Here is a 22864-nt window from a genome sequence, read left to right as displayed (position 1 = left end):
TGTCGTGTTTTAGGAGGAAGAAGATGAAACAATTACAAGAACTCTTATTAGCGATTCCTGAAATCAAGACGGTTCGGGAACGCTTCCGGGACGGTGTCAACGCTCAGTTGATCACTGGTCTGATGAATAGTGGAAAGGCATTGTTCGTCGCCGGGATTTATCAGGAGACGAAACGTCGATTCGTACTCGTGACACATAATATGTTCCAAGCGCAAAAGTTGTACGATGATTTGATTGAACTCGTGCCGGAAGAAGACGTCATGCTCTATCCGGTCGATGAGACATTAGCCGCGGAACTTTCTTACGGGGCGAGTCCGGAACTGCGAGCAACGCGGATCGAAACCCGTCATCGTTTATTGACGACGGACGATGGGATCCTAATCATTCCGCTCGTTGGCTTACGCCGATATGTTCCGGGTGCAGAGACGTTCTTGTCGCACGTTAAACAGGTGAAGCCAGGCGACATCTTATCGATTCCAGACTTCGTCCAGGATTTAGTTGATGCGGGGTATGAGCGGACAGCGACCGTGACGACACCAGGTGAGTTTGCCGTTCGCGGGAGTATCATCGATATTTATCCGCTCACGGTTGAACGCCCGTACCGGCTCGATCTATTCGATGAGGAAATCGACTCGATCTATACATTCGATGCGGAGACTCAACGTTCGCTCGGTGTTGTCGCAGAAGCATGTTTGATGCCAGCAGCCGAACACTTCGCGACCAAGGATCAGTTAAAGGAGGCTGGCGAAAAAGTCCGTCGTCTTTATGAGGTGACGAAAGAGCGCGTCCAAAGTACGGAAGTCCTCGCGGCACTCGAAGAGGGGATCGCTTACGACGTCGAGTTGTTAGAAAACGGCGATCGTCCGAAACAGTTCGCGAAGTATGCACCAATCCTCTACACGTCGACGTTACGTCAAGACGTGACGGGCAGCGTCTTGATCGTCGATGAAGTCGCGCGGGTTGAAGAAGCGGCAGAAGTCCAGGATGCAGAGGAAGCAGAATGGATGGCGTCGCTCATTGAACGCGGACAAAGCGTCAGTGATTACGTTCTGTCCGTTCCGATGACACATGTCTTTGAAGGACAACCATTGTTGTACCTCTCGCTCCTTCCGACTCGTCGGAGCGGTGTACCGGAGAGTGCGGCAATCCATTTCAGCATCAAACCGATTGCACCGTTCCATGGTCAGATGGAACGCCTGAAGCAAGAAGTCGAGCGATATCGTCGTGCTGACATGTGGATGGTCTTCTTAGCGAGTAACCGAGAACGTGCCGAGCGGATGCGCCAGACGTTATCCGATTATGGGGTTGAAGCCTCGATCGTAACTAAAGAGGGCATCACTCGTGGTCAACCAGCGATCCTGATTGGCGGAATTCATGGTGGATTCGAGATGACGAATGCGCGCCTCGTCGTCATCACAGAAGAAGAAGTCTTCAAGCAACCGGCGCGTCGCCGGAAGCAGACGACGAAGCTGACGAACGCTGAACGGATCAAGAGTTACCAAGAATTGAAGACAGGTGATTACGTCGTTCATATTCATCATGGAATTGGGCGGTACCATGGCATCAAGACGATTGATGTAGCCGGTAATCATCAGGATTATCTCCATCTCGTCTACGCAGGAGAGGACTCGTTGTATGTTCCTGTCGATCAGATCGACTTGATTCAAAAGTACGTCGGGGCTGAAGGGAAAGAGCCGAAAATCTATAAACTCGGTGGAACGGAATGGAAAAAGGTCAAAGCGAAGGTTCAAAAATCGGTCGAGGATATCGCTGATGAATTGATCAAGCTCTATGCAGCTCGTGAAGCTGCCGTCGGTTTTGCTTTCCCAGAGGATGACGATAACATGCAAGCGTTCGAGGCTTCCTTCCCATATGAGGAAACGGTCGATCAATTGCGATCAATTGCCGAGATCAAGAAAGATATGGAACGTCCGCGTCCGATGGATCGTCTATTATGTGGTGACGTCGGGTACGGGAAAACGGAAGTGGCGATTCGTGCAGCCTTTAAAGCAGTCATGTCTGGAAAACAAGTCGCGTTGCTCGTACCGACGACCGTCCTTGCGCAACAACACTACGAAACAATGCTTGAGCGATTCAGTGAATGGCCGATTCGAGTGTCGGTCATGAGCCGGTTCCGTTCGCCAGCAGAATTGAAGGCAACGAAACAAGGGTTAAAAGAGGGAACGATCGATGTCGTCGTTGGGACACACCGTGTGCTGTCGAAAGACGTCCAATTCGCTGATATCGGATTGTTGATCATTGATGAAGAGCAACGATTCGGTGTTAAACACAAAGAACGTCTGAAACAGTTGAAGACAAACGTCGATGTCTTGACGTTGACAGCGACACCGATTCCGCGGACATTGCACATGTCGATGATCGGAATCCGTGATCTCTCTGTCCTTGAGACACCACCGGAAAACCGTTATCCAGTCCAGACATACGTCATGGAATACGACGGAATCGTCATGCGGGAAGCACTCGAACGGGAACTCGGACGTGGTGGACAAGCATTCTTCCTCTACAACCGTGTCGAGGGCATCGAGCGAAAGGCAGAAGAGATTCGCGCCCTCGTACCGGAAGCACGAATTGTCACGGCTCACGGTCGAATGACGGAAACCGAACTCGAAAGTCAGCTAATCGCCTTCTTCGAAGGAGATGCCGACGTCCTTGTCAGTACGACGATCATTGAGACGGGGATTGATATCCCGAACGTCAATACGTTGATCGTTCATGACGCCGATCAAATGGGCTTATCACAGCTTTATCAATTACGTGGTCGTGTCGGTCGGTCAAGTCGCGTCGCCTACTCGTACTTTACGTACCGTCCGCAAAAACGATTGACGGAAGTGGCAGAAAGTCGTCTACAGGCGATCAAGGAGTTCACGGAGCTCGGTAGCGGTTTTAAAATCGCAATGCGTGACTTGTCGATTCGCGGTGCCGGGAACTTACTCGGTTCGCAACAATCTGGATTCATCGATTCTGTTGGTTTCGATCTCTATTCGCAGATGCTTGCAGAAGCAGTCGAGGAGCGGAAAGAACGGATGAAAGGTAAAAAACGCATCCAGAAATTCGTTCCTGAGTTCACATTCAGCCTTGATGCCTATATTCCATCGCACTACATGGCAGACTCCGAGCTGAAAATCGAGTTCTACAAACGTTTGAAATATGTTGATACCGTCGATAGTCTCGAACAACTCGAAACGGAAATGCTTGAACGATTCGGTGAGTTTCCGGATGAGGTCGCGCGTTTGATCCAGTTGACGCGAATGCGCATTTTCGCTGAACGGGCGCGTGTCGAGCGTGTTAAACAAACCGATCCGAAAATTGAGATCGTCTTATCGCTCCAATCGACACAACAACTCGATGTGGCGGACTTCGTTAAATGGACTGTTCCACTGGGACGTGGTCTTGGAATGGGACAACAAGAGCAGAAACTCGTCTTAACCCTCAACCGCAACAAACAGTCGACGCAACAGATGACGATGCAGGCAGAACAATTATTGGCGGAACTTGATCGCCGGCTCGTTGCGCGATGAATAGACGAACGATTGCGCAAGGCGCAGCACTGCTTGCGATCTCTAGTTATATCTCAAAATTGCTCAGCTTCTTTTACCGGATTCCGTATCAGAACCTCGCTGGTGATTTCGGATTGTACGTCTATCAGACCGTCTATCCATTATTTGCGATTGCGGCAGCGCTCGGCATTTATGCGCTGCCTGTCATCGTGGCGAAGTTGACGCTTCACCACCCGGATGAGAAACGAGAAGTTCTCTGGTCGATTTTTTATGTCTTACTTGCCATGACCGTCTTTTTCGGTCTGCTCGGATGGTGGATCGCCCCGACGCTCGCTGGGTGGTTCGGGGATGCAAAACTGGTTGTGCCCCTGCGTGCGGTAACATGTACGTTTTATTTACTACCCGTGATTGCAGTTCTACGAGGAATGTTCCAAGCAGATCTTGAGATGCGACCGACGGCTGTATCTCAAGTCTCTGAAAATGCCGTCCGTGTCGGACTATTGTTGCTCGTGACGTATATCGGTGTCTCGATGCAGGCGGACCCCTACTGGATTGGTGCGAGCGCTCATTTAACGGCGATTGGTGGCAGCATCGCTTCGTTATTCGTCTTGTTACGCTTTGCGAAAGGAAAAATCGGTCGTCCGGTATTTTCGAGTATTCATATAAGACGTGTCGGAAAAGTGCTGGTGACAAGCGGTGTAGCAGTTAGTATCGCGTCACTTGCCTTGTTGCTGATGCAATTGATTGATGGATTAACGTTCGTCAATCTACTTGGCAATACGACGGAAACAAAAATCGAAAAAGGAATACTCGACCGTGGGTATCCGTTACTGCAATTCGCGATTCTGTTTGCGACGTCGATGAGTCTTGCGAGTGTGCCAGCCTTGTCGACCGCATACCGGAAACACGATCCACAGATGATGCGTCAACAACTCGAGACATTACTCCGTTCCGGTTTATTGATTGCCGCTGCAGCGACGATCGGGCTAATGGGTGTGATGCGTCCGCTCAATATTGCGTTATATCAAAATGATCAAGGAACAGCGGGATTGATTTGGCTCGCAGCGACGGCATTTGCCGCATCGATCGCGATGATGATCGTCTCTTGTCTCCAGTCGGTTGATGCCGAGAAGTATGCGCTTGTTGGTGTTCTTATCGGATTAGGGGCGAAGCTTACTCTGAACCTCTATTTCATTCCCCGATATGGTATGATCGGGGCGGGTATGGCGACATTTGGCGGTTTTGCCGTCATGGCGGCAGCACAATGGATTTTATTGAACCGGAAGTTCGGTCGTGTATCTGCGGGAACTGTTTTTTATCGAAGACTGGTCTTACCTGTGCTTACCATGGGTGTGTTTCTGTATCTGATCGAGACGTTTTTCCAGCTGTTTGAGCTTGAGACACGAATCGGTGCGGCACTCGAAGTCGGCGTTCTTGTCGTCGGTGGTGCCATCATTTATGGCAGTATGGCGTTACGCTTTCGTGCCTTATCAGAACAAGAGTGGGCGTTATTGCCTTTAGGAGATAAGTTATATCAGATGTACCAACGTAGGAGGAGCATATGACACACCGAATTACGATCGTCGGCCTTGGCGTCGGCGAACTCGAACAATTGCCGTTTGGCATCTATCGATTATTAAAAAACACGACACAACCTGTCTATTTGCGGACAGTGGATCATCCAGTCGTTTCAGAACTTGCAGCAGAGGGAATGAACTTTACATCATTTGACTCAGTTTATGAACGACATAGTCGGTTTGAAGACGTATATACAGAAATCGTCGAGGAATTGCTTCGTCTTTCTGAAACGACGGATATCATCTATGCCGTTCCAGGACATCCATTAGTCGCTGAGAGTACTGTGCAACAGTTGTTGCAACGGACAGACAATGTCGATGTCGTAGGGGGACAAAGTTTTCTCGATCCGATGTTCGCTGCACTTGGCGTGGATCCGATTGAAGGATTCCAGTTACTTGATGCAACGGCATTTGCTGTCGATGAAGCACAGATTCGTCAACATCTACTGATTGGGCAAGTCTATGACGCGCTCGTCGCTGGCGACTTAAAAGTCCAGTTGATGGAACGGTATCCGGACGAACATCTCGTCACTCTTGTCACAGCAGCAGGTACGAGTCAGCAAACCGTTCAAAACGTACCGTTATATGAACTCGATCATGTGACGACGCTCAGTAACTTAACGACGGTCTATGTACCACCGGTTACGGATGAGCAGACGTTGAATCGTGACTTCGCGACTTTAAAAGAGATTATCGCGCGATTACGCGGTGAAGGTGGTTGTCCGTGGGATCAAGAGCAGACGCATGAGTCCTTAAAACGACATTTAATCGAAGAATCTTACGAATTACTGGAAGCAATCGACCTTCAGGACGATAACTTAATGATAGAAGAACTAGGAGACGTCCTCTTACAGGTTATGCTCCACGCACAAATTGGTCTAGATGAAGGGTATTTTGATATTCGAGACGTCATCGGAAGCGTCAGCGATAAGATGATTCGTCGCCATCCCCATGTCTTCGGGGAAACGACTGTTGATTCTTCAGCAGACGTTGTGTCGAACTGGCAAGACATCAAAGCACAAGAAAAACCGGAGCGGACTTCTTTACTTGATGGTGTGACAAAAGGAGCACCTGCTTTGATGCGCGCAGAAGACATTCAAAAGAAAGTGGCGAAAGTCGGTTTCGAGTGGGCAGATGTCGAGGGGGCACTTGGAAAAGTGATCGAAGAGTTACGTGAATTGAAAGAAGCCGCCCCAGAAGAACGACTCGGAGAATTTGGAGACGTCCTGTTCTCGATAACACTCGTCGGAAAATACCTCGGTCTATCGGCAGAAGAAGGATTACAACGAACGAATGATAAATTTATTCGCCGTTTTACACGGATGGAACAACTAGCGGATCGACCGCTCGTTGAGATGACGCTTGAAGAGCAAGATTTACTCTGGCATCAAGCGAAGCAGGAGGAACAGTCATGAGACTTGATAAATTTTTAAAAGTATCGCGTCTGATCAAACGACGGACGCTTGCGAAAGAAGTTGCTGATCAAGGTCGGATTACGATCAATGGTAATGTAGCGAAAGCAAGTAGCACGGTAGCAGCAGGTGATGAGATGACGATTCGGTTCGGAAATAAGATCGTGACAGTTGCGATTTCAAGCATTAAAGAACATGCGAAAAAAGAAGAAGCATCTGATATGTATGAAATCATCCGTGAAGAAAAGGTGAATTCCGAAGAATCGATGTAATTTACCGGAAAAAGGAAGTATACTAAAGAGTGTCAGGGATGACCACTCAGAAAGAGGAGGGATGATATGCCAACACCGCTCGAATCAGGGCGTCAAACGCCAAAGATCAAGCCGCTCAATGACCGTAAGAAGCAATTGAGTCAGAATGCTATTGAAAACCGTCGACGTCTCAAAAATCGCTTTTTCTTGTGTCTGACCGTCTTTTTGCTCATCTTTTCCCTCATGGGGTGGTCATACATGGAAAAACGGCAATTGATCGCAGAACAAAAGCAGTCATTTCAAGTAGCTGAACAGGAGCAGACGAAAGCAAAAAAAGAGACTGCTCGTCTGAAAGAAGAAATCAATCGTCTCAATGATAAAGAATATGTGGCGAACTTAGCCCGGAGTGAGTTGCTCTATTCGAAAAAAGGAGAAACGATCTTCTACTTTTCACCTGAAGACTAATTGAAGGTTGCCGATTGATTGAAAAAAGAATGAATCACTCGTATAATAAGAAACGAATCAACTAAAAAGGAGCAATACAATTTATGTCGATTGAAGTAGGCAGCAAAGTGCAAGGGAAAGTAACAGGCATCACGAATTTCGGAGCGTTCGTTGAGTTACCAACAGGGAAAACTGGTCTTGTTCACATTAGTGAAGTGGCAGATTCTTATGTTAAGGACATCAATGATGTATTAACGGTTGGTCAAGAAATCACCGTTAAAGTCTTAAGTGTTGAAAACGATGGTAAGATTGGTCTTTCCATTAAAAAAGCCGTCGATCGTCCAGAAGGTGAACGCCCACGTCCAGCACGTCAGTTCGATCGTGGACCACGTCCAGCAGGACAAGATCGCGGACCACGTTCGTTCGATAACAAAGGACCGCGTGGAGGCGGTAATCGTGGAGGCTTCAACAAAGGTGGCCGTAATACACCACCACCGCGCAAAGAACAATCGTTCGATACGTTGATGTCTAGTTTCCTGAAAGATAGTGAAGATCGTCTTGCTACATTGAAACGTCAAACGGATTCAAAACGTGGCGGGCGCGGCGCAAAACGTCAATAACTTGCTGACCTGTTCTTTATAAGAATAGAGATGGAATGACGCCGTTCATTCCATCTTTTATTTTTTTAAAATTATTTTTATAAAAAGCGTTGACTTTCATTTGACCTGCCCGTATTATAGAAAATGTGCTTAAGACGCACGAGTTAAAAATATGGCGGTGTAGCTCAGCTGGCTAGAGCGTACGGTTCATACCCGTGAGGTCGTGGGTTCGACTCCCTCCGCCGCTACCATATTTTTTTTGGCCCGTTGGTCAAGCGGTTAAGACACCGCCCTTTCACGGCGGTAACACGGGTTCGAATCCCGTACGGGTCATTCTCAAAAAGCTATCTCTATTATATAGAGATAGCTTTTTTTAGGTTTTAACGGAAAGGGGTGAAGTCGTAATGGAAGGTGTGCCGTTCGAACCGCTCCTAGTCGGAGTGTCTGGAGGATGTGACTCGATGGTACTCGTCGATCGGTTGTATCGAGAAGGGTATGACATTGCAATTGCACATGTGCATCACGGATTACGAGAAGCATCCGACGAAGAAGCACATTTTATCGAAGACTGGGCAGCAACTCGAAAGATTTTGTTTTTCATGACGCGTTTAGACTGGGCAGGACGTACGAGCTCTCAAGCAGCATGTCGTGAGGAACGGTATGCATTTTTTGAGCGCACCATGGAAGAGACCGGACGCTCGCGTCTTGTTCTCGCCCATCATCAAGATGATCAAATCGAGACGTTGCTCATTCAGCTCGTTCGAGGAGAAGCACAAGTTGATGGGGTTCCTGTCATTCGTCCGTTTGGTAACGGCTGGTTACATCGACCGTTACTACATGAATCGAAGCAAGCATTACTCGATTATGCATGGCAACATGAGGTACCGTGGCGAGAGGATGCATCAAATGCAGAAACGACCTATTTACGAAATCAAATTCGGCATAAGATTCTTCCGCCACTACGAGACATTCGTCCTGGTTTTGAACAGGCAACAGCAGCAGCAGCACATGCGCGACAGCAAATCATGCGTGAGCAGGCAACATTCGTCGCGACCTATCTCGACCGGTGTAAGGAAACAAACGGAATTCCGGTCGCACGTATTTTAGAATTGCCGACGGATTTACAACGGCTCGTCTTGCCGACGTTAACGGGCGATACGTTTTCTTCCGAAACGATTCGTCACTTTGTTACATGGCTTCGGGTGGATAAGGGCTCGGACGAAGTGTATTATGGAAACTGGAGGATGCGACGTGCATATGGCTTTTTGATGCAAGATCATGTGATACGGTCAATGAATGACGATTTACCGTTTCAAGTAGGGGAGAATTTGGGAACGTATCATTATGGTGAACAAATGCTTCGCTTCTCAATTGGAACGCACGGGATCCCACTGGACGCGATTACGTTTCCGTTGACGGTACGTCCGCCACGTCCGGGAGATCGGATTCAACTTGCTGTTGGTTCGAAAAAAGTCAGTCGAATTCTGATTGATGCGAAGGTTCCACGTTATCTCCGGGAACAAGTGCCGGTCGTCGTCGATGCAAATGGAGTGATTTTAGCCGTCATTGGACATCGAATTGCAATATTCGGGTCATTTGAACTCCTCGCAAAATCTTATTTAATGATAGAATGGTAATGTAGTGTTTATTATGGAGGAGGAATACCTAGCATGACCTTGATGAACGATATGGAAAAAGTATTGATTTCAGAAGAAGAGATCCAAAATAAAGTGGGCGAACTCGCCGGCGATTTGACAGCGGATTATCACGATCGTTTTCCGTTGCTTGTGTGTGTCTTAAAAGGCGCAATGCCTTTCATGTCCGATCTTGTCAAAAAGATGGATATGCATCTTGAAATGGACTTCATGGACGTTTCGACGTATCACGGTGGGACAACATCAACCGGTGAAGTCAAGATTGAAAAAGATTTGAACACATCGGTAGAAGGACGCGACATCTTGATTGTCGAAGATATCATCGACAGCGGATTGACGCTTGGTTACCTCGTAGACCTCTTCAAGTACCGGAAAGCGAAGTCCGTTAAAATCGTGACATTGCTCGACAAACCGACAGGACGGAAAAATGACTTGCATGCAGATTACAGCGGCTTCGTCATTCCACACGAATTTGTCGTCGGGTATGGTCTGGATTACGAAGAGAAATACCGTAACCTTCCGTATGTAGGTGTCTTGAAACCTGCAGTCTACGGTGGCTAATTATTTTTAATCTCGTCTGTCCCATGATAAGATGAAACCAATTACAAAGCGCGCCCTGTCGCGCCAGGATTCGTATTCATCCATTAGAAAAACGAGATGGATGCGGAGAGGAGGCATAAGATGAACCGAGCAGTGAAGAATACCCTCGTGTTTGGGGTCATTTTTCTAGCTTTGATCTTGTTTCTGCAATACTTGCAGAGTCCAGTGAACAAAAGCAAAGAAATCAATTACACACAGTTTGTCGAGTCTGTTGAAAAAGGTGAAATCAAGACGGCTACCTTCCAGTATGAAGGCCAGACGTATAATGTGACAGGAGATTTGCGTGCAAAAGATTCGACGTATGAAACAGTCGTACCGGCTGTTGATACGGAACTAACGGATCTCTACACGCAATTGAAAAGCCAAGGAGTCAAGATGGACTTCAAGGCAGCAGAAACGAATGGTGGTTGGATCGCGTTACTAACGACGATCGTTCCATTCATCATCATATTCATCCTCTTCTTCTTCTTGATTAATCAAGCACAAGGTGGCGGTGGTGGCGGTCGCGTCATGAACTTCGGGAAATCGAAGGCACGCCTCTACGATACAGAGAAGAAAAAGATTACGTTTGATGATGTAGCCGGCGCAGACGAAGAGAAACAAGAACTCGTCGAAGTCGTCGAATTCTTAAAAGATCCGCGTAAATTCGCGAAGCTCGGTGCCCGTATTCCGAAAGGGGTTCTCCTCGTGGGTCCTCCAGGTACAGGTAAAACGTTGCTCGCGCGTGCTGCAGCTGGTGAAGCTGGCGTACCATTCTTCTCGATTTCAGGTTCTGACTTCGTTGAGATGTTCGTTGGTGTCGGGGCATCACGTGTTCGTGACTTGTTCGAAAACGCGAAGAAAAACGCACCATGTATCATCTTCATTGATGAAATCGATGCTGTCGGTCGTCAACGGGGCGCAGGTCTCGGTGGTGGACATGATGAGCGTGAGCAGACATTGAACCAACTTCTCGTCGAGATGGATGGATTCAGTGAAAACGAAGGCATCATCATGATCGCAGCAACGAACCGTGCTGATATTCTTGACCCTGCGTTACTCCGTCCAGGTCGTTTTGACCGTCAAATCACGGTTGATCGTCCAGATGTCGTCGGTCGTGAAGCAGTCTTGAAAGTACACGCGCGGAACAAACCGCTTGATTCAACGGTTGATTTAAAAGCCATCGCACAACGGACGCCTGGATTCTCGGGTGCGGATCTTGAAAACCTTCTAAACGAAGCAGCACTTGTTGCCGCTCGGGCAGATCGTGATAAGGTCTCGATCGTTGATCTCGAAGAAGCGATTGACCGTGTTATCGCTGGACCAGCGAAGAAGAGCCGGATCATCTCGCCGAAAGAGAAAAAGATCGTCGCATGGCATGAAGCTGGACATACGATCATCGGTGTCACGCTCGACGATGCGGACGAAGTACACAAAGTAACAATCGTTCCTCGTGGTAACGCGGGCGGATACGTCGTCATGTTGCCAAAAGAAGATCGTTACTTCATGACGAAGCCGGAACTCGAAGATAAGATTACTGGATTGCTCGGTGGTCGCGTTGCAGAGGACATCGTCTTCGGAGAAGTCTCGACTGGAGCAAGCAATGACTTCCAGCGTGCGACAGGTCTTGCACGGAAAATGGTCATGGAGTTCGGAATGAGTGAAAAACTCGGACCGCTTCAATTCGGATCAGGTCAAAGCGGTAACGTCTTCCTCGGCCGTGATTTCCAAAACGAACAGAATTACTCGGATGCGATTGCACACGAAATCGATACGGAAATCCAAGCGATCATCAACCGCTGTTACCAAAAAGCGAAAGATATCTTGACTGAGAAACGCGATCAGCTCGACTTGATTGCAACGACGTTGCTTGAAGTCGAAACACTTGATCAAAAACAAATTCACCATCTCTTAGAGACAGGCGAATACAAAAAACATGAACCAGAAGCAACGACTCCAAAAGCAGAAGAGAAAGCACCGGAATCGACAGATGCAACCGTCGATCAACCGACAGAGTCTCCAACGCAAATGGGTTCAGTCGTTGACGAAGGACAAAATGTAGATACGGATACACCAGATACGCCGCGTCGCGACGATCAAGTGTAAACGGATGGAACGGATTCGATCTCGCATCGAATCCGTTCTTTTTTGTTACAGACCGAGCGAATACACATCGGTAGGTGTGACCATACGAGCATGGTATAATCACAACGTATATCATTCCGAGCGTGAAACAACGGAATATAAAAAGAAGCATGAAAATCGAGAAGAAGCGGGGAAATAAGCAAATGATTTTAGTCATCGATGTCGGAAATACGAATATCGTCTTAGGTGTCTATCAAGGACAAGAGTTGATCGAGCATTGGCGGATTGCGACAGACCGGACACGGACGACGGACGAATACGGTATGCTCGTCAAAGCGTTGTTTCGTGACGCAGAGCTAAACGTGGAAGAAATCGAGGGAATCGTGTTATCATCTGTCGTACCCCCCGTCGTGTTTCCACTAGAAAATATGTGTGTGCGTTACTTTAAACGCCGTCCGTTTTTGATTGGACCAGGAATCAAGACAGGACTCGATTTAAAAGTCGATAATCCACGGGAAGTGGGAGCCGATCGAATCGTCAATGCAGTAGCGGCGACGGCGAAATACGAGGGACCGATGATCATCGTCGATTTTGGAACAGCGACGACGTACTGTTACATCGATGCACAAAAACGGTATTACGGCGGCATCATCTCACCGGGTGTGATGGTTGCGACCGAGGCACTCTATAATAAGGCAGCAAAATTGCCGCGAATTGAAATTGCGAAACCGCAGTCAACCATCGGACGAAATACGATCCATGCGATGCAATCGGGTACGTATTTCGGATATGTGGCGCAGGTGGACGGACTCGTTCACCGGATGAAAGAAGAAATGGGTGAAGCGAAGGTCATTGCGACCGGTGGTTTAGCCCGACTAATCAGCGAGGAATCCACGATGATTGAGATCGTCGATCCATTCTTGACGTTAGATGGATTACGGATTATCTACGAACGAAATAAGTGAGGGATTAAGATGAAACGGGAAGAATTATTAGCACAATTAAAAGATGACTATTTAGTACGGGCGTTAGGCTTCAACGGAGAAGTTCGTGCATTTGCGATCCGTTCGACAAAAACGGTCTATGAAGCACAACTTCGTCACCAGACGACACCGGTCGTCACGGCAGCGCTCGGTCGGACACTAACAATCGGCGCGATGATGGGTACGATGCAAAAAGGCGATACACGTGTCACATTGAAAGTCGAAGGCGATGGACCAATCGGAAAAATCATCGTCGATGCCGATGCAAAAGGGGTCGTTCGTGGATATGTCAGTCGTCCCCGCGTCGAGATGGATACGTACGTCAATGCAGACGGTCTGACGAAATTAAAAGTCGGTGAAGCGGTCGGTCGCGGAAACATCTCTGTCATCAAGGATCTCGGGTTGCGTGACTTTGTCGGTGGTCAATCTCCGATTCAAACCGGTGAGATCAGCGAAGACTTCACGTATTACTTCGCTGTATCGGAACAAAGTCCATCAGTCGTTGGAGCTGGCGTTCTCGTTTACCCAGAAGACGAATCGGTCATTGCAGCAGGTGGGTTGATCGTTCAATTGATGCCGGGTGCATCGGAAGAGACGATCGCAGCGCTTGAAAAACGTGTCGGAGCTCTTAAACCAATCTCCATTCTCGTCGGTGAGGAAAAAACACCCGAAGAAATGTTAGAACTCGTTCTCGGTGACTACGAACATCTTGATACGATTCCGGTGTCATTCGAATGTACGTGTGACCGCGACAAATTAGCAACAGCGATTATTGCCCTTGGACCAGATGAGATTCAAGCGATGATTGATGAAGATGGTGGCGCGGAAGCTGTTTGTCACTTCTGTTCAGAGCATTATCACTATGATGTTCCAGAATTAGAGGAACTTCGCGAAAAATCACTCGAAAGAGCATAAGAGGGATCCGATATGGGGAATGTACAACCTAAGTACTTGTGGATGTTGATCTTCATCTTATTGTTGACGAATTTCATGACCGGCGCTTATGCCTTCATGGGTGAGCTCCCTAAGGTCGATTCTCCTAAAATCGTTCAGGACAGTATTGGTGGTCCGCTTGAGGATGTCATCGCCGAAGTCGGTGATGAAAAAATCACCCGAGCAATGGTCTATCAGACGATGCGAACGGAACAAGAGAAGCAGACAATCGATCGTTTGATTCAAGAAGCGGTCGAGCGCCAGACAAAGGATGGAAAAAAGCCGGAAGTTAAACGCTTTGATTGACAGATTTCATCCAGTCCGCTGATAATTAATCTATCGGATTACTTGGAATTCAAGCGGTTCACTAATGAGGAGGAATGGTCATGCGTATTGCGAATTCAGTATTAGATTTAGTCGGTCGGACACCGATCGTCAAGTTACATCATCTAACGGGTCCTGAGGATGCAGATGTATATCTGAAACTGGAGTACATGAACCCTGGATCGAGCGTAAAAGACCGGATCGCGTTATCAATGATTGAAGCGGCAGAAGAAGCAGGTCAACTTAAAGAGGGAGATACGATCATCGAGCCGACGAGTGGGAACACGGGTATCGGACTAGCGATGGTCGCTTCGGCGAAGGGATACCGTTCCATCCTCGTCATGCCGGAAACAATGAGCATGGAACGTCGGACGTTGCTTCGCGCCTATGGTGCGGAATTGATTTTGACGCCAGGTCCTGAAGGGATGAAGGGTGCGATCGCTCGCGCGACAGCGGAAGCGGAAGAGCACGGTTACTTCATGCCGCAACAATTCAATAACGGTGCCAATCCAGTCGTTCATGAAAAAACGACAGGTCCTGAAATCGTCGAAGCGTTCGAAGGTATGCAACTCGATGCGTTCATCGCGGGAATCGGAACCGGTGGAACGATCACGGGTGCTGGTAAAGTGTTGCGCGATGCTTTCCAAGGCATTGAAATCATTGCTGTTGAACCAACGGATTCACCGGTCTTATCAGGTGGTAAACCGGGGCCGCATAAACTGCAAGGTATCGGTGCTGGATTCGTACCGTCGATTCTCGATACAGATATTTATGATGGTGTCGAGCAAATCACGACGGAAGAAGCATTTGATCACGCACGCCGAGCAGCGAAGACGAACGGTGTCTTAGGCGGTATCTCGTCAGGTGCTGCGATTGCAGCGGCACTGAAGACGGCGAAACGTCTCGGTAAAGGGAAAAACGTTCTCGCGATCATTCCTTCGAACGGTGAGCGGTACTTAAGTACACCGCTGTATCAAGTCGAGGAAGAAGCGGATCAATCGAAGTAATCCATCATACGTACACGGAAGTCATTCGGCTTCCGTGTACTTTTTTGCGTATAATGAGAGCAGAATAGTGCGAAGTGGGGGACGCGTATGCGACAGACGAAATATAAAGCAATACCATGGACGAAAGAACAATTCTACAATCGGTATGTCGAACAGACGAATGGCACAACGGGACACGTCTGGCTCGAAAGCGGTCGAATCGGACGGTATACGATGGCGGCGACTCGTCCTGTCGGATACGTCCGGACAAAGGACGGGATGACGACGATTGAGACAGATGGAAAAGTCGAGACGTCGACGGCAAACCCGTTTGATCTACTCGAACGACTCCGCGTCGAACGTGAATCCATCCGACCGGATGGAATGCCGCCATTCTTTGGTGGATTTGCTGGATATGTCAGTTATGATGCTGTCCGTTATTTAGAAAAGCTACCGGAGCAAGCGATGGATGATCTACAAACACCTGATCTATCGTTCTACTGGTACGATGAAGTTGCCGTGTTTGATGAGGAGACGAAGCAGTTGTTCATTGCCGTAACGCGAGACACAGCAGAGGAAGCGACACAGATTCTTGAAGAAGAAGTCGCACGTTGGTGCGTCAAGACAAATAGACCGCAGTTTACAACAACCGGTTCATCCGGCGAACGAGAACGAGCTTTCGGACAGGAATCGTTCATGACAGCGGCACACCGGATTAAATCGTATATTGAGGATGGTGACGTCTTCCAAGTCAATTTGTCCGTCCGTCAACAAGAACCGCTTGGGACGACAGCGGAACATCTGTATGATGTATTACGACAAATTAATCCTTCTCCATACATGGGTTACTTCGCAGATGAGGATTTAACACTTGTGTCAGCCTCACCTGAGTTGCTCGTCGAAAAAATCGGTGATGCGTTAGCAACGCGTCCGATTGCGGGAACACGGCCACGTGGGAAGGATGAAGCGGAGGATCTACGACTCGCGAAAACCTTACTCGATAACGAAAAAGAACGGGCAGAGCATGTGATGCTCGTTGATTTAGAGCGTAATGATTTAGGGCGCGTTAGTCGTTATGGTACGGTCCATGTCGATGAGCTGATGGTGATCGAGAAATACTCCCACGTGCAACATATCGTCTCAAATGTCAGAGGCGAAGTGGCTCCGGAACACTCCGGGAGTCAAGTGCTCGCCGCAATGTTCCCAGGTGGGACGATCACCGGCGCGCCAAAAATCCGGACGATGGAAATCATTGAAGAACTGGAACCGGTCCGGCGTGGCATCTACACTGGATCGCTTGGCTTCATCAGTTGGGCGGATGATGTCATTTTCAACATCTTGATTCGGACACTCGTTGCAAAAGATGGGATGGCATATGTTCAAGCAGGTGCTGGAGTCGTCACGGACTCGGACGCAGCACGTGAATACGAAGAGTCACTTACTAAAGCCAAAGCGTTATGGGTGACAAAAGAAACGGCGGAGGGAACACGATGATTGTATTGATTGATAACTATGATTCCTTTACGTATAACTTAGTCCAGTATTTCGGCGAACTTGGACAAGACATCCGGGTATTTCGCAACGACGCGATTACGCTTGCAGAAATCGAAGCGTTGCAGCCTGATCATCTCGTCATCTCACCGGGTCCCTGTACACCGAATGAAGCGGGGATCAGTTTAGAGGCGATTGCTTACTTTGCGGGGAAGGTACCGATCCTAGGAGTTTGCTTGGGTCATCAAGCGATTGGGCAAGTATTCGGTGGTAAAGTCGTCCGAGCGAAGGAATTGATGCACGGAAAAGTCTCGCCACTGACGCATGACGGACAAGGGATCTTTGAACGGATCCCACAAGCGACACCGGTGACGCGTTACCATTCACTTGTCGTTGAACGTAAGACATTCCCGGAAGTACTCGAAGTGACAGCGGAAGCCGGCGGAGAGATCATGGCACTCCGTCACCGGACGTTACCGATTTTAGGTGTCCAGTTCCACCCGGAAGCGATTTTGACACGAGACGGTAAACAGATGTTAAAAAATTTCTTGGAGTTGACGCATTATGTATCTCTGGCATGACGGAATCATCAAACGAGAAGAAGAGATAAGAATCTCCCCACTTGATCATGGATTCGTCTACGGGATGGGGATATTCGAGACGTTTCGGACGTATAACGGACATCCGTTTTTGTTCGATGATCATATCGAACGTATGCGGATGAGTTGTGTCGCACTCGGGATACAGTTAGCGTATGACCGGGAAGCCTTACGGCAAGCAATCCAAGATTTATATGAAGCATATGAGGCGAACGATCTCTATATCCGGTTGAATGTTTCGGCTGGTCCGCGTGAGATTGGGTTATCAATTGACCCTTACGATACGCCAACCGTGTTGATCTATGCGAAACCAATCGCTCCGCGAAAACGGGCGGAACGTGCACTCGAGACGATTCGTTTGCCGCGCAGTACGCCGGAAACGACATATCGCTTAAAGTCACATCATTACATGAACAATCTAGTCGCGAAACGTCAATTGTTCAATCCAGAAGCAGAAGGGCTGTTCTTGACGAAGGAAGGTCATGTCTGTGAAGGCATTACGTCAAATATCTTTTGGCGTTACGGAAGTACATGGTATACGTCACCGCTTGAGACCGGTGCATTGAATGGGATTACCCGTCAGTTCCTCATGCAACATTTACCGGTCGAAGAACGTCTGGCATATTTACCACAGCTCGAAGAGTCAGATGAGATCATCTATACGAATTCCGTTCAGGAAGCGGTCGCCATTTCGTCACTTGACGGACGCCCTTTCCCCGGAATCAACGGAACAGGGTATGCGGAGATTATGAAACTCTTCGATCAATCTGTCGAACATGTGACAACAAGGAGGGAACAACCATGACCTACATCATGGGTATTTTGAACGTGACACCGGACTCTTTTTCGGACGGTGGACAATATGTTGATATCGAGCAAGCGATGCGGCAAGCGCGTCAGCTTGTCGCGGATGGAGCAGATGCGATCGATATCGGTGGAGAATCGACACGACCGGGTGCGGCGTTCGTGTCAGTTGAAGAAGAACTCGCTCGTGTTTTACCGATTATTAAACGCATTAAACGAGAGCTGAACGTCCTCGTGTCGATCGATACGTATAAACCGGTCGTCGCAGAAGCTGCTATTCAAGCAGGAGCGGACATCATCAATGACGTCTGGGGTTCGAAGTGGGGCGATCGTTCGATGGTCAAGGTCGCTGCGCAGTATGAAGTACCCATCATTTTAATGCATAACCGGGAAACGGCGCATGGAACAGATATGCTTGCGGAAGTCCGGGCTGACCTTGAGGAATCGATCCGGTTAGCGAAACAGGCAGGCGTGGCGGAAGAGCACATTTGGCTCGACCCAGGGATTGGATTTATGAAAACGCAGGAAGAGAACTTGTACTTGATGCGTTACCTGTCTATCGTCACGGACTTCGGGTATCCGGTTTTACTCGGAACGTCCCGTAAATCGATGATTGGTCTCGCGCTTGGATTGCCAACGGAAGAACGACTTGAAGGAACGATTGCTACGGTTTGCTACGGGATTCAACAAGGATGTGACTGGGTGCGCGTGCATGACGTCAAAGAAGTCAAACGGGCAGCGCAGATGATGGACATCATGTTAGCTGCGACGAAAGGAGAATGACGGTGGATCGAATTCATGTAACAGGAATGCGTTTTTATGGGTATCACGGTGTATTTGCAGAAGAGACGAAACTCGGTCAACGCTTCAATGTCGACTTATCGATCGGACTTGCATTGGCAGAAGCCGGTCGGACGGATGATTTGACGAAAAGTGTCAATTACGCTGAATTGTATGAAGCGACAAAACGTGTCGTCGAAGGAGAACCGCTCCAACTCGTCGAAGCCTTGGCGGATCGTATTGCAAAAGAAGTCTTTGCGTTAGACGGGCGGATTGAAGAAGCATCGATCAAAGTTATCAAACCGGATCCGCCGATTGCTGGTCATTATGAACATGTGGCAGTCGAGATCAATCGACTCCGGGGGGACTATGCATGAAGGAAGCTTACATTGCACTCGGTTCAAACATTGGTGATAAAGCGGCTCACTTAAGAGCAGCGATCGCTCGCCTGAGAGCCTTATCGTCTGTTCATGATGTAAAGGTCTCTTCCATTTATGAGACTGTACCTGTCGGGTATCTCGATCAGGATTTATTTTATAATATGGTCGTCGGGATTCAAACGACGGACGAGGCGGATGTCTTACTTGAGCGACTGCAGGAAATCGAACAGTTAGAAGGACGCGAGCGTCTGTTCAAAAATGGACCGCGGACGCTTGATTTAGATATTTTGTTATATGGGGGAGAACGTATTGACCTTGAAGGATTAACCGTTCCGCATCCGCGGATGCAAGAGCGGGCATTCGTCCTCGCGCCATTACGGGAACTAGCAGCAACATGCGTCATACCTGGTCTTGGGCAAAGTGTCGAGCAATTGTACCAGCAGTTACCAGAGACAGAACGAAACGGTGTGCGACGCTTAGGTGGTCTTTTAGAAGCGGAGGAACAATAATGGAATTTAACATTGGTGATGTCAAATTGAAGAATCAAGTCATCTTGGCACCGATGGCAGGCGTCTGTAATCCCGCGTTTCGATTGATCGCAAAAGAATTCGGCGCGGGACTCGTCTGTGCGGAGATGGTCAGCGATAAAGGGATCTTGTACGAGAACGAACGGACGCTACAGATGCTGTACGTGGATGAGCGGGAAAAACCGCTGAGTCTTCAAATCTATGGTGGTTCAAAGGAGACACTCGTTCAAGCAGCGCGATATGTCGATGCGAACACGAATGCCGACATCATTGATATCAATATGGGGTGTCCGGTCCCGAAAGTCACGAAAAGTGATGCTGGAGCGAAATGGTTGCTTGATCCGGATAAGGTCTATGAGATGGTCCATGCGGTGACACAAGCGATCGATAAACCGGTGACGGTCAAAATGCGGACCGGCTGGGACAGTCATCACATCTATTGTGTCGATAATGTCAAAGCGGCAGAAGCAGGTGGCGCGAAGGCTGTTGCCATTCACGGACGGACACGTTCACAAAAATATGAAGGTGTCGCAGACTGGAACATCATCGGTGAAGCAAAAAAAGCGGTTAATATTCCAATCATCGGAAACGGGGATGTTCAAACCCCACAAGATGCTAAACGAATGATTGATGAGATTGGTGTCGACGGTGTCATGATCGGACGGGCCGCTCTCGGAAACCCTTGGATGTTGTATCAGACAATCCAGTATCTCGAATCAGGAACGCTTCCGGCAGAACCGACGGCGCGCGAGAAGATTGATATTTGTCTCTTGCACGCTACACGACTGGTCGCGCTAAAAGGAGAAGAACTCGCCGTGCGCGAAATGCGGACACATGTCGCCTGGTACTTGAAAGGAATGAAGGGGAACGGTCGCGTTCGCAATGCGTTATTTAACATCGACACGCATACGGGACTCGTTGAACTGTTACAGCAGTACTTGCAGACACTCGAAGAAGACGTAGCGTATGCCTAACAGGTAAAGTATAGTCGGACAGAGTCGTTTTGTGGTACGCTAGTTGCATTGAAGATGAGCGTATCGGTTTTCTAAAGGGCTGTCGGTCATTCCGGCAGCTTTTTATTCGAGAGAATCGTCGTGAACCATTATTAAAAGGAGTGAAGACAGTGAGTCAGGATATGGAAATGAACGATCAAATGCAGGTGCGTCTCAGTAAGATGAACGCCATGCGTGAACAAGGTCTCGATCCATTCGGCGCACGTTTTGAACGTTCGACGGATACTGCGAGCATTCGTGCATCATTTGGTGAACATACAAAAGAAGAATTGGCTGAACTGAAACCGGAAGTTGCCATCGCAGGTCGTGTCATGACGACACGTCGTAAAGGGAAGGTTGGCTTTACGAATGTTCAGGATGTACAAGGTCAAATTCAGTTGTATGTTCGTAAAGATGACGTCGGTGAAGAGGCGTATGAGATCTATAAGACATGTGACTTAGGTGACATCGTCGGGATCCAAGGATACGTGTTCAAGACGAATGTTGGTGAACTCTCTGTTCACGTCACAGCATTTACGTTATTGACAAAAGCGTTACGTCCGCTTCCGGATAAATATCATGGATTAAAGGATATCGAGCAACGCTACCGTCAGCGCTATCTCGACCTTATTACGAACCAAGAATCACGTGAGACATTCATCGCGCGAAGTAAAGTCATTCGTGGAATCCGTCAATATCTTGATAACCTCGGATACTTGGAAGTCGAAACACCAATGTTGCATACGATCGCGGGTGGAGCATCGGCGCGTCCGTTCATCACGCATCATAATGCACTCGACATGACGCTTTACATGCGGATTGCGATTGAGCTTCATTTGAAACGTTTGATCGTCGGTGGACTTGAGAAAGTCTACGAAATCGGTCGTGTATTCCGTAATGAAGGAATCTCAACACGTCATAACCCAGAGTTTACGATGATCGAACTCTATGAAGCGTATGCGGATTATAAAGACATCATGAACTTAACAGAGAACCTGATTGCTCACGTCGCACAAGAAGTACTCGGTACGACACAAGTCACTTACGGAGAAGACGTCATCGATTTATCTGTCGGTTGGAAACGAGCGCACATGGTAGATCTCGTTAAAGAAGCAACAGGTGTCGACTTCTTCGAACAGATTTCGAACGAACGTGCCCTTGAACTCGCGCATGAACACGGTGTTGAAGTCCAGTCGCACATGACGACGGGACATATCTTGAATGAGTTCTTCGAACAAAAAGTAGAAGAAACACTCGTTCAACCAACATTCGTCTATGGTCATCCTGTTGAAGTATCACCACTTGCGAAGAAAAATCCAGAAGATCCACGCTTTACGGATCGTTTTGAATTATTCATCGTCCGTCGTGAGCATGCGAATGCCTTCACGGAATTGAACGATCCAATCGATCAACGTGAACGTTTCGAAGCACAACTCGTCGAAAAAGAAGCAGGAAACGACGAAGCGCATGAAATGGATACAGACTTCATTGAAGCACTCGAGTACGGTATGCCGCCAACGGGTGGTCTTGGGATCGGGATCGATCGTCTCGTCATGTTGTTGACGAATGCGCCATCGATTCGTGATGTATTACTCTTCCCAACGATGCGTCACCAACAAAATTAATGAGTAGAGCTCTGTTCTTTCTATACTGTATAGAAGGAACGGAGCGTTCTTTTTGGAATCAACACAGGAATAAACAAGTCAAAAAACGGGTAAACAAAAGTTTTTAAATGTTTTTCTAATAAAATGCTTGTACGATTCAAAAAGCCATGGTATATTACTTCTTGTGCCGCGAATGGTCGTGACACACAAAAATAAATATCAAAAAAAGTTGTTGACAATCGGGTTGATAACTTGTTAAGATATTAAAGTCGCTGAAAACGACACGACGAACTTTGAAAACTGAACGATGAGGCAAAAATCGTATTCTACGGAATACAAAA

The 22864-nt window shown here is 48.1% G+C and carries 21 protein-coding genes and 2 tRNA genes; all 23 read left to right on the top strand.

Annotated features, from left to right (window positions below; translation table 11 throughout):
• Positions 1 to 23: 23 nt before the first annotated feature.
• Complete coding sequence (mfd, locus tag Q7C19_RS15355) at positions 24 to 3539, top strand: transcription-repair coupling factor (protein WP_375092401.1); 3516 nt, start codon at positions 24 to 26, stop codon at positions 3537 to 3539.
• Positions 3536 to 5083, top strand: coding sequence for a putative polysaccharide biosynthesis protein (locus Q7C19_RS15350; RefSeq protein WP_375092400.1), 1548 nt, complete (start codon positions 3536 to 3538; stop codon positions 5081 to 5083). Before mfd ends, Q7C19_RS15350 begins: the two co-directional genes overlap by 4 nt.
• Positions 5080 to 6510 (top strand): bifunctional methyltransferase/pyrophosphohydrolase YabN, encoded by a 1431-nt coding sequence (yabN, locus tag Q7C19_RS15345; protein ID WP_375092399.1) that lies wholly within the window; start codon positions 5080 to 5082, stop codon positions 6508 to 6510. Before Q7C19_RS15350 ends, yabN begins: the two co-directional genes overlap by 4 nt.
• Complete coding sequence (locus Q7C19_RS15340) at positions 6507 to 6779, top strand: RNA-binding S4 domain-containing protein (protein WP_023466556.1); 273 nt, start codon at positions 6507 to 6509, stop codon at positions 6777 to 6779. Before yabN ends, Q7C19_RS15340 begins: the two co-directional genes overlap by 4 nt.
• A 66-nt stretch (positions 6780 to 6845) precedes the next feature.
• Positions 6846 to 7223 (top strand): FtsB family cell division protein, encoded by a 378-nt coding sequence (locus tag Q7C19_RS15335; RefSeq protein ID WP_035413247.1) that lies wholly within the window; start codon positions 6846 to 6848, stop codon positions 7221 to 7223.
• A gap of 83 nt (positions 7224 to 7306) precedes the next feature.
• The gene (locus Q7C19_RS15330; RefSeq protein ID WP_035413250.1) at positions 7307 to 7822 is read left to right on the top strand and encodes a S1 domain-containing RNA-binding protein; all 516 of its coding nucleotides are present in this window, start codon (positions 7307 to 7309) and stop codon (positions 7820 to 7822) included.
• A gap of 153 nt (positions 7823 to 7975) precedes the next feature.
• A tRNA-Met gene (locus Q7C19_RS15325) sits at positions 7976 to 8052 on the top strand.
• 10 nt (positions 8053 to 8062) lie between these two features.
• Positions 8063 to 8134, top strand: a tRNA-Glu gene (locus Q7C19_RS15320).
• A 71-nt stretch (positions 8135 to 8205) separates the two neighbouring features.
• A complete protein-coding gene (tilS, locus tag Q7C19_RS15315; RefSeq protein WP_375092398.1) occupies positions 8206 to 9438 on the top strand; it encodes a tRNA lysidine(34) synthetase TilS in 1233 nt (410 codons plus the stop codon).
• A gap of 33 nt (positions 9439 to 9471) precedes the next feature.
• The gene (hpt, locus tag Q7C19_RS15310) at positions 9472 to 10017 is read left to right on the top strand and encodes a hypoxanthine phosphoribosyltransferase (protein ID WP_035413256.1); all 546 of its coding nucleotides are present in this window, start codon (positions 9472 to 9474) and stop codon (positions 10015 to 10017) included.
• A gap of 120 nt (positions 10018 to 10137) precedes the next feature.
• Entirely contained in the window at positions 10138 to 12141 is a 2004-nt protein-coding gene (ftsH, locus tag Q7C19_RS15305) for an ATP-dependent zinc metalloprotease FtsH (protein WP_035413259.1), read from the top strand.
• A 182-nt stretch (positions 12142 to 12323) separates the two neighbouring features.
• Positions 12324 to 13085 (top strand): type III pantothenate kinase, encoded by a 762-nt coding sequence (locus Q7C19_RS15300; RefSeq protein WP_035413293.1) that lies wholly within the window; start codon positions 12324 to 12326, stop codon positions 13083 to 13085.
• A gap of 9 nt (positions 13086 to 13094) precedes the next feature.
• Positions 13095 to 14018 (top strand): Hsp33 family molecular chaperone HslO, encoded by a 924-nt coding sequence (gene hslO, locus Q7C19_RS15295; protein ID WP_023466563.1) that lies wholly within the window; start codon positions 13095 to 13097, stop codon positions 14016 to 14018.
• A 12-nt stretch (positions 14019 to 14030) separates the two neighbouring features.
• The gene (locus Q7C19_RS15290; protein ID WP_035413262.1) at positions 14031 to 14342 is read left to right on the top strand and encodes a hypothetical protein; all 312 of its coding nucleotides are present in this window, start codon (positions 14031 to 14033) and stop codon (positions 14340 to 14342) included.
• A gap of 80 nt (positions 14343 to 14422) precedes the next feature.
• Positions 14423 to 15367, top strand: a complete 945-nt coding sequence (gene cysK / locus Q7C19_RS15285) for a cysteine synthase A (RefSeq protein ID WP_056062013.1) — start codon at positions 14423 to 14425, stop codon at positions 15365 to 15367.
• A gap of 87 nt (positions 15368 to 15454) precedes the next feature.
• The gene (locus Q7C19_RS15280) at positions 15455 to 16840 is read left to right on the top strand and encodes an anthranilate synthase component I family protein (protein WP_375092397.1); all 1386 of its coding nucleotides are present in this window, start codon (positions 15455 to 15457) and stop codon (positions 16838 to 16840) included.
• Positions 16837 to 17418: an anthranilate synthase component II gene (locus Q7C19_RS15275; protein WP_035413271.1), complete on the top strand. Its 582-nt coding sequence runs from the start codon at positions 16837 to 16839 to the stop codon at positions 17416 to 17418. The genes Q7C19_RS15280 and Q7C19_RS15275 overlap by 4 nt, the downstream gene beginning before the upstream one ends.
• Positions 17402 to 18241: an aminotransferase class IV gene (locus tag Q7C19_RS15270; RefSeq protein ID WP_035413274.1), complete on the top strand. Its 840-nt coding sequence runs from the start codon at positions 17402 to 17404 to the stop codon at positions 18239 to 18241. Before Q7C19_RS15275 ends, Q7C19_RS15270 begins: the two co-directional genes overlap by 17 nt.
• Entirely contained in the window at positions 18238 to 19023 is a 786-nt protein-coding gene (folP, locus tag Q7C19_RS15265; RefSeq protein ID WP_035413278.1) for a dihydropteroate synthase, read from the top strand. The genes Q7C19_RS15270 and folP overlap by 4 nt, the downstream gene beginning before the upstream one ends.
• A gap of 2 nt (positions 19024 to 19025) precedes the next feature.
• Positions 19026 to 19397, top strand: coding sequence for a dihydroneopterin aldolase (gene folB, locus Q7C19_RS15260; protein ID WP_035413281.1), 372 nt, complete (start codon positions 19026 to 19028; stop codon positions 19395 to 19397).
• Positions 19394 to 19909: a 2-amino-4-hydroxy-6-hydroxymethyldihydropteridine diphosphokinase gene (gene folK / locus Q7C19_RS15255; protein WP_056062018.1), complete on the top strand. Its 516-nt coding sequence runs from the start codon at positions 19394 to 19396 to the stop codon at positions 19907 to 19909. Before folB ends, folK begins: the two co-directional genes overlap by 4 nt.
• Positions 19909 to 20901, top strand: a complete 993-nt coding sequence (gene dusB / locus Q7C19_RS15250) for a tRNA dihydrouridine synthase DusB (protein ID WP_290787821.1) — start codon at positions 19909 to 19911, stop codon at positions 20899 to 20901. Before folK ends, dusB begins: the two co-directional genes overlap by 1 nt.
• 161 nt (positions 20902 to 21062) lie before the next feature.
• Positions 21063 to 22544, top strand: coding sequence for a lysine--tRNA ligase (lysS, locus tag Q7C19_RS15245; protein WP_155960241.1), 1482 nt, complete (start codon positions 21063 to 21065; stop codon positions 22542 to 22544).
• Positions 22545 to 22864 lie beyond the last annotated feature (320 nt).

The organism is Exiguobacterium sp. PHA03, from assembly GCF_041945985.1.
Lineage (GTDB): Bacteria > Bacillota > Bacilli > Exiguobacteriales > Exiguobacteriaceae > Exiguobacterium_A.
This window is presented reverse-complemented; position numbering and strand designations above follow the sequence as displayed.

Bases quoted from the DNA above. Each gene is read 5' to 3' on its own strand.
- cysK (WP_056062013.1), top strand. From the start codon at position 14,423: ATGCGTATTGCGAATTCAGTATTAGATTTAGTCGGTCGGACACCGATC.
- Q7C19_RS15275 (WP_035413271.1), top strand. From the start codon at position 16,837: ATGATTGTATTGATTGATAACTATGATTCCTTTACGTATAACTTAGTC.
- Q7C19_RS15270 (WP_035413274.1), top strand. From the start codon at position 17,402: ATGTATCTCTGGCATGACGGAATCATCAAACGAGAAGAAGAGATAAGA.
- hslO (WP_023466563.1), top strand. From the start codon at position 13,095: ATGAAACGGGAAGAATTATTAGCACAATTAAAAGATGACTATTTAGTA.
- Q7C19_RS15290 (WP_035413262.1), top strand. From the start codon at position 14,031: ATGGGGAATGTACAACCTAAGTACTTGTGGATGTTGATCTTCATCTTA.
- Q7C19_RS15350 (WP_375092400.1), top strand. From the start codon at position 3,536: ATGAATAGACGAACGATTGCGCAAGGCGCAGCACTGCTTGCGATCTCT.
- Q7C19_RS15280 (WP_375092397.1), top strand. From the start codon at position 15,455: ATGCGACAGACGAAATATAAAGCAATACCATGGACGAAAGAACAATTC.
- Q7C19_RS15340 (WP_023466556.1), top strand. From the start codon at position 6,507: ATGAGACTTGATAAATTTTTAAAAGTATCGCGTCTGATCAAACGACGG.
- lysS (WP_155960241.1), top strand. From the start codon at position 21,063: ATGGAAATGAACGATCAAATGCAGGTGCGTCTCAGTAAGATGAACGCC.
- hpt (WP_035413256.1), top strand. From the start codon at position 9,472: ATGACCTTGATGAACGATATGGAAAAAGTATTGATTTCAGAAGAAGAG.
- folK (WP_056062018.1), top strand. From the start codon at position 19,394: ATGAAGGAAGCTTACATTGCACTCGGTTCAAACATTGGTGATAAAGCG.
- dusB (WP_290787821.1), top strand. From the start codon at position 19,909: ATGGAATTTAACATTGGTGATGTCAAATTGAAGAATCAAGTCATCTTG.
- Q7C19_RS15335 (WP_035413247.1), top strand. From the start codon at position 6,846: ATGCCAACACCGCTCGAATCAGGGCGTCAAACGCCAAAGATCAAGCCG.
- folP (WP_035413278.1), top strand. From the start codon at position 18,238: ATGACCTACATCATGGGTATTTTGAACGTGACACCGGACTCTTTTTCG.
- Q7C19_RS15330 (WP_035413250.1), top strand. From the start codon at position 7,307: ATGTCGATTGAAGTAGGCAGCAAAGTGCAAGGGAAAGTAACAGGCATC.
- Q7C19_RS15300 (WP_035413293.1), top strand. From the start codon at position 12,324: ATGATTTTAGTCATCGATGTCGGAAATACGAATATCGTCTTAGGTGTC.
- mfd (WP_375092401.1), top strand. From the start codon at position 24: ATGAAACAATTACAAGAACTCTTATTAGCGATTCCTGAAATCAAGACG.
- yabN (WP_375092399.1), top strand. From the start codon at position 5,080: ATGACACACCGAATTACGATCGTCGGCCTTGGCGTCGGCGAACTCGAA.
- tilS (WP_375092398.1), top strand. From the start codon at position 8,206: ATGGAAGGTGTGCCGTTCGAACCGCTCCTAGTCGGAGTGTCTGGAGGA.
- ftsH (WP_035413259.1), top strand. From the start codon at position 10,138: ATGAACCGAGCAGTGAAGAATACCCTCGTGTTTGGGGTCATTTTTCTA.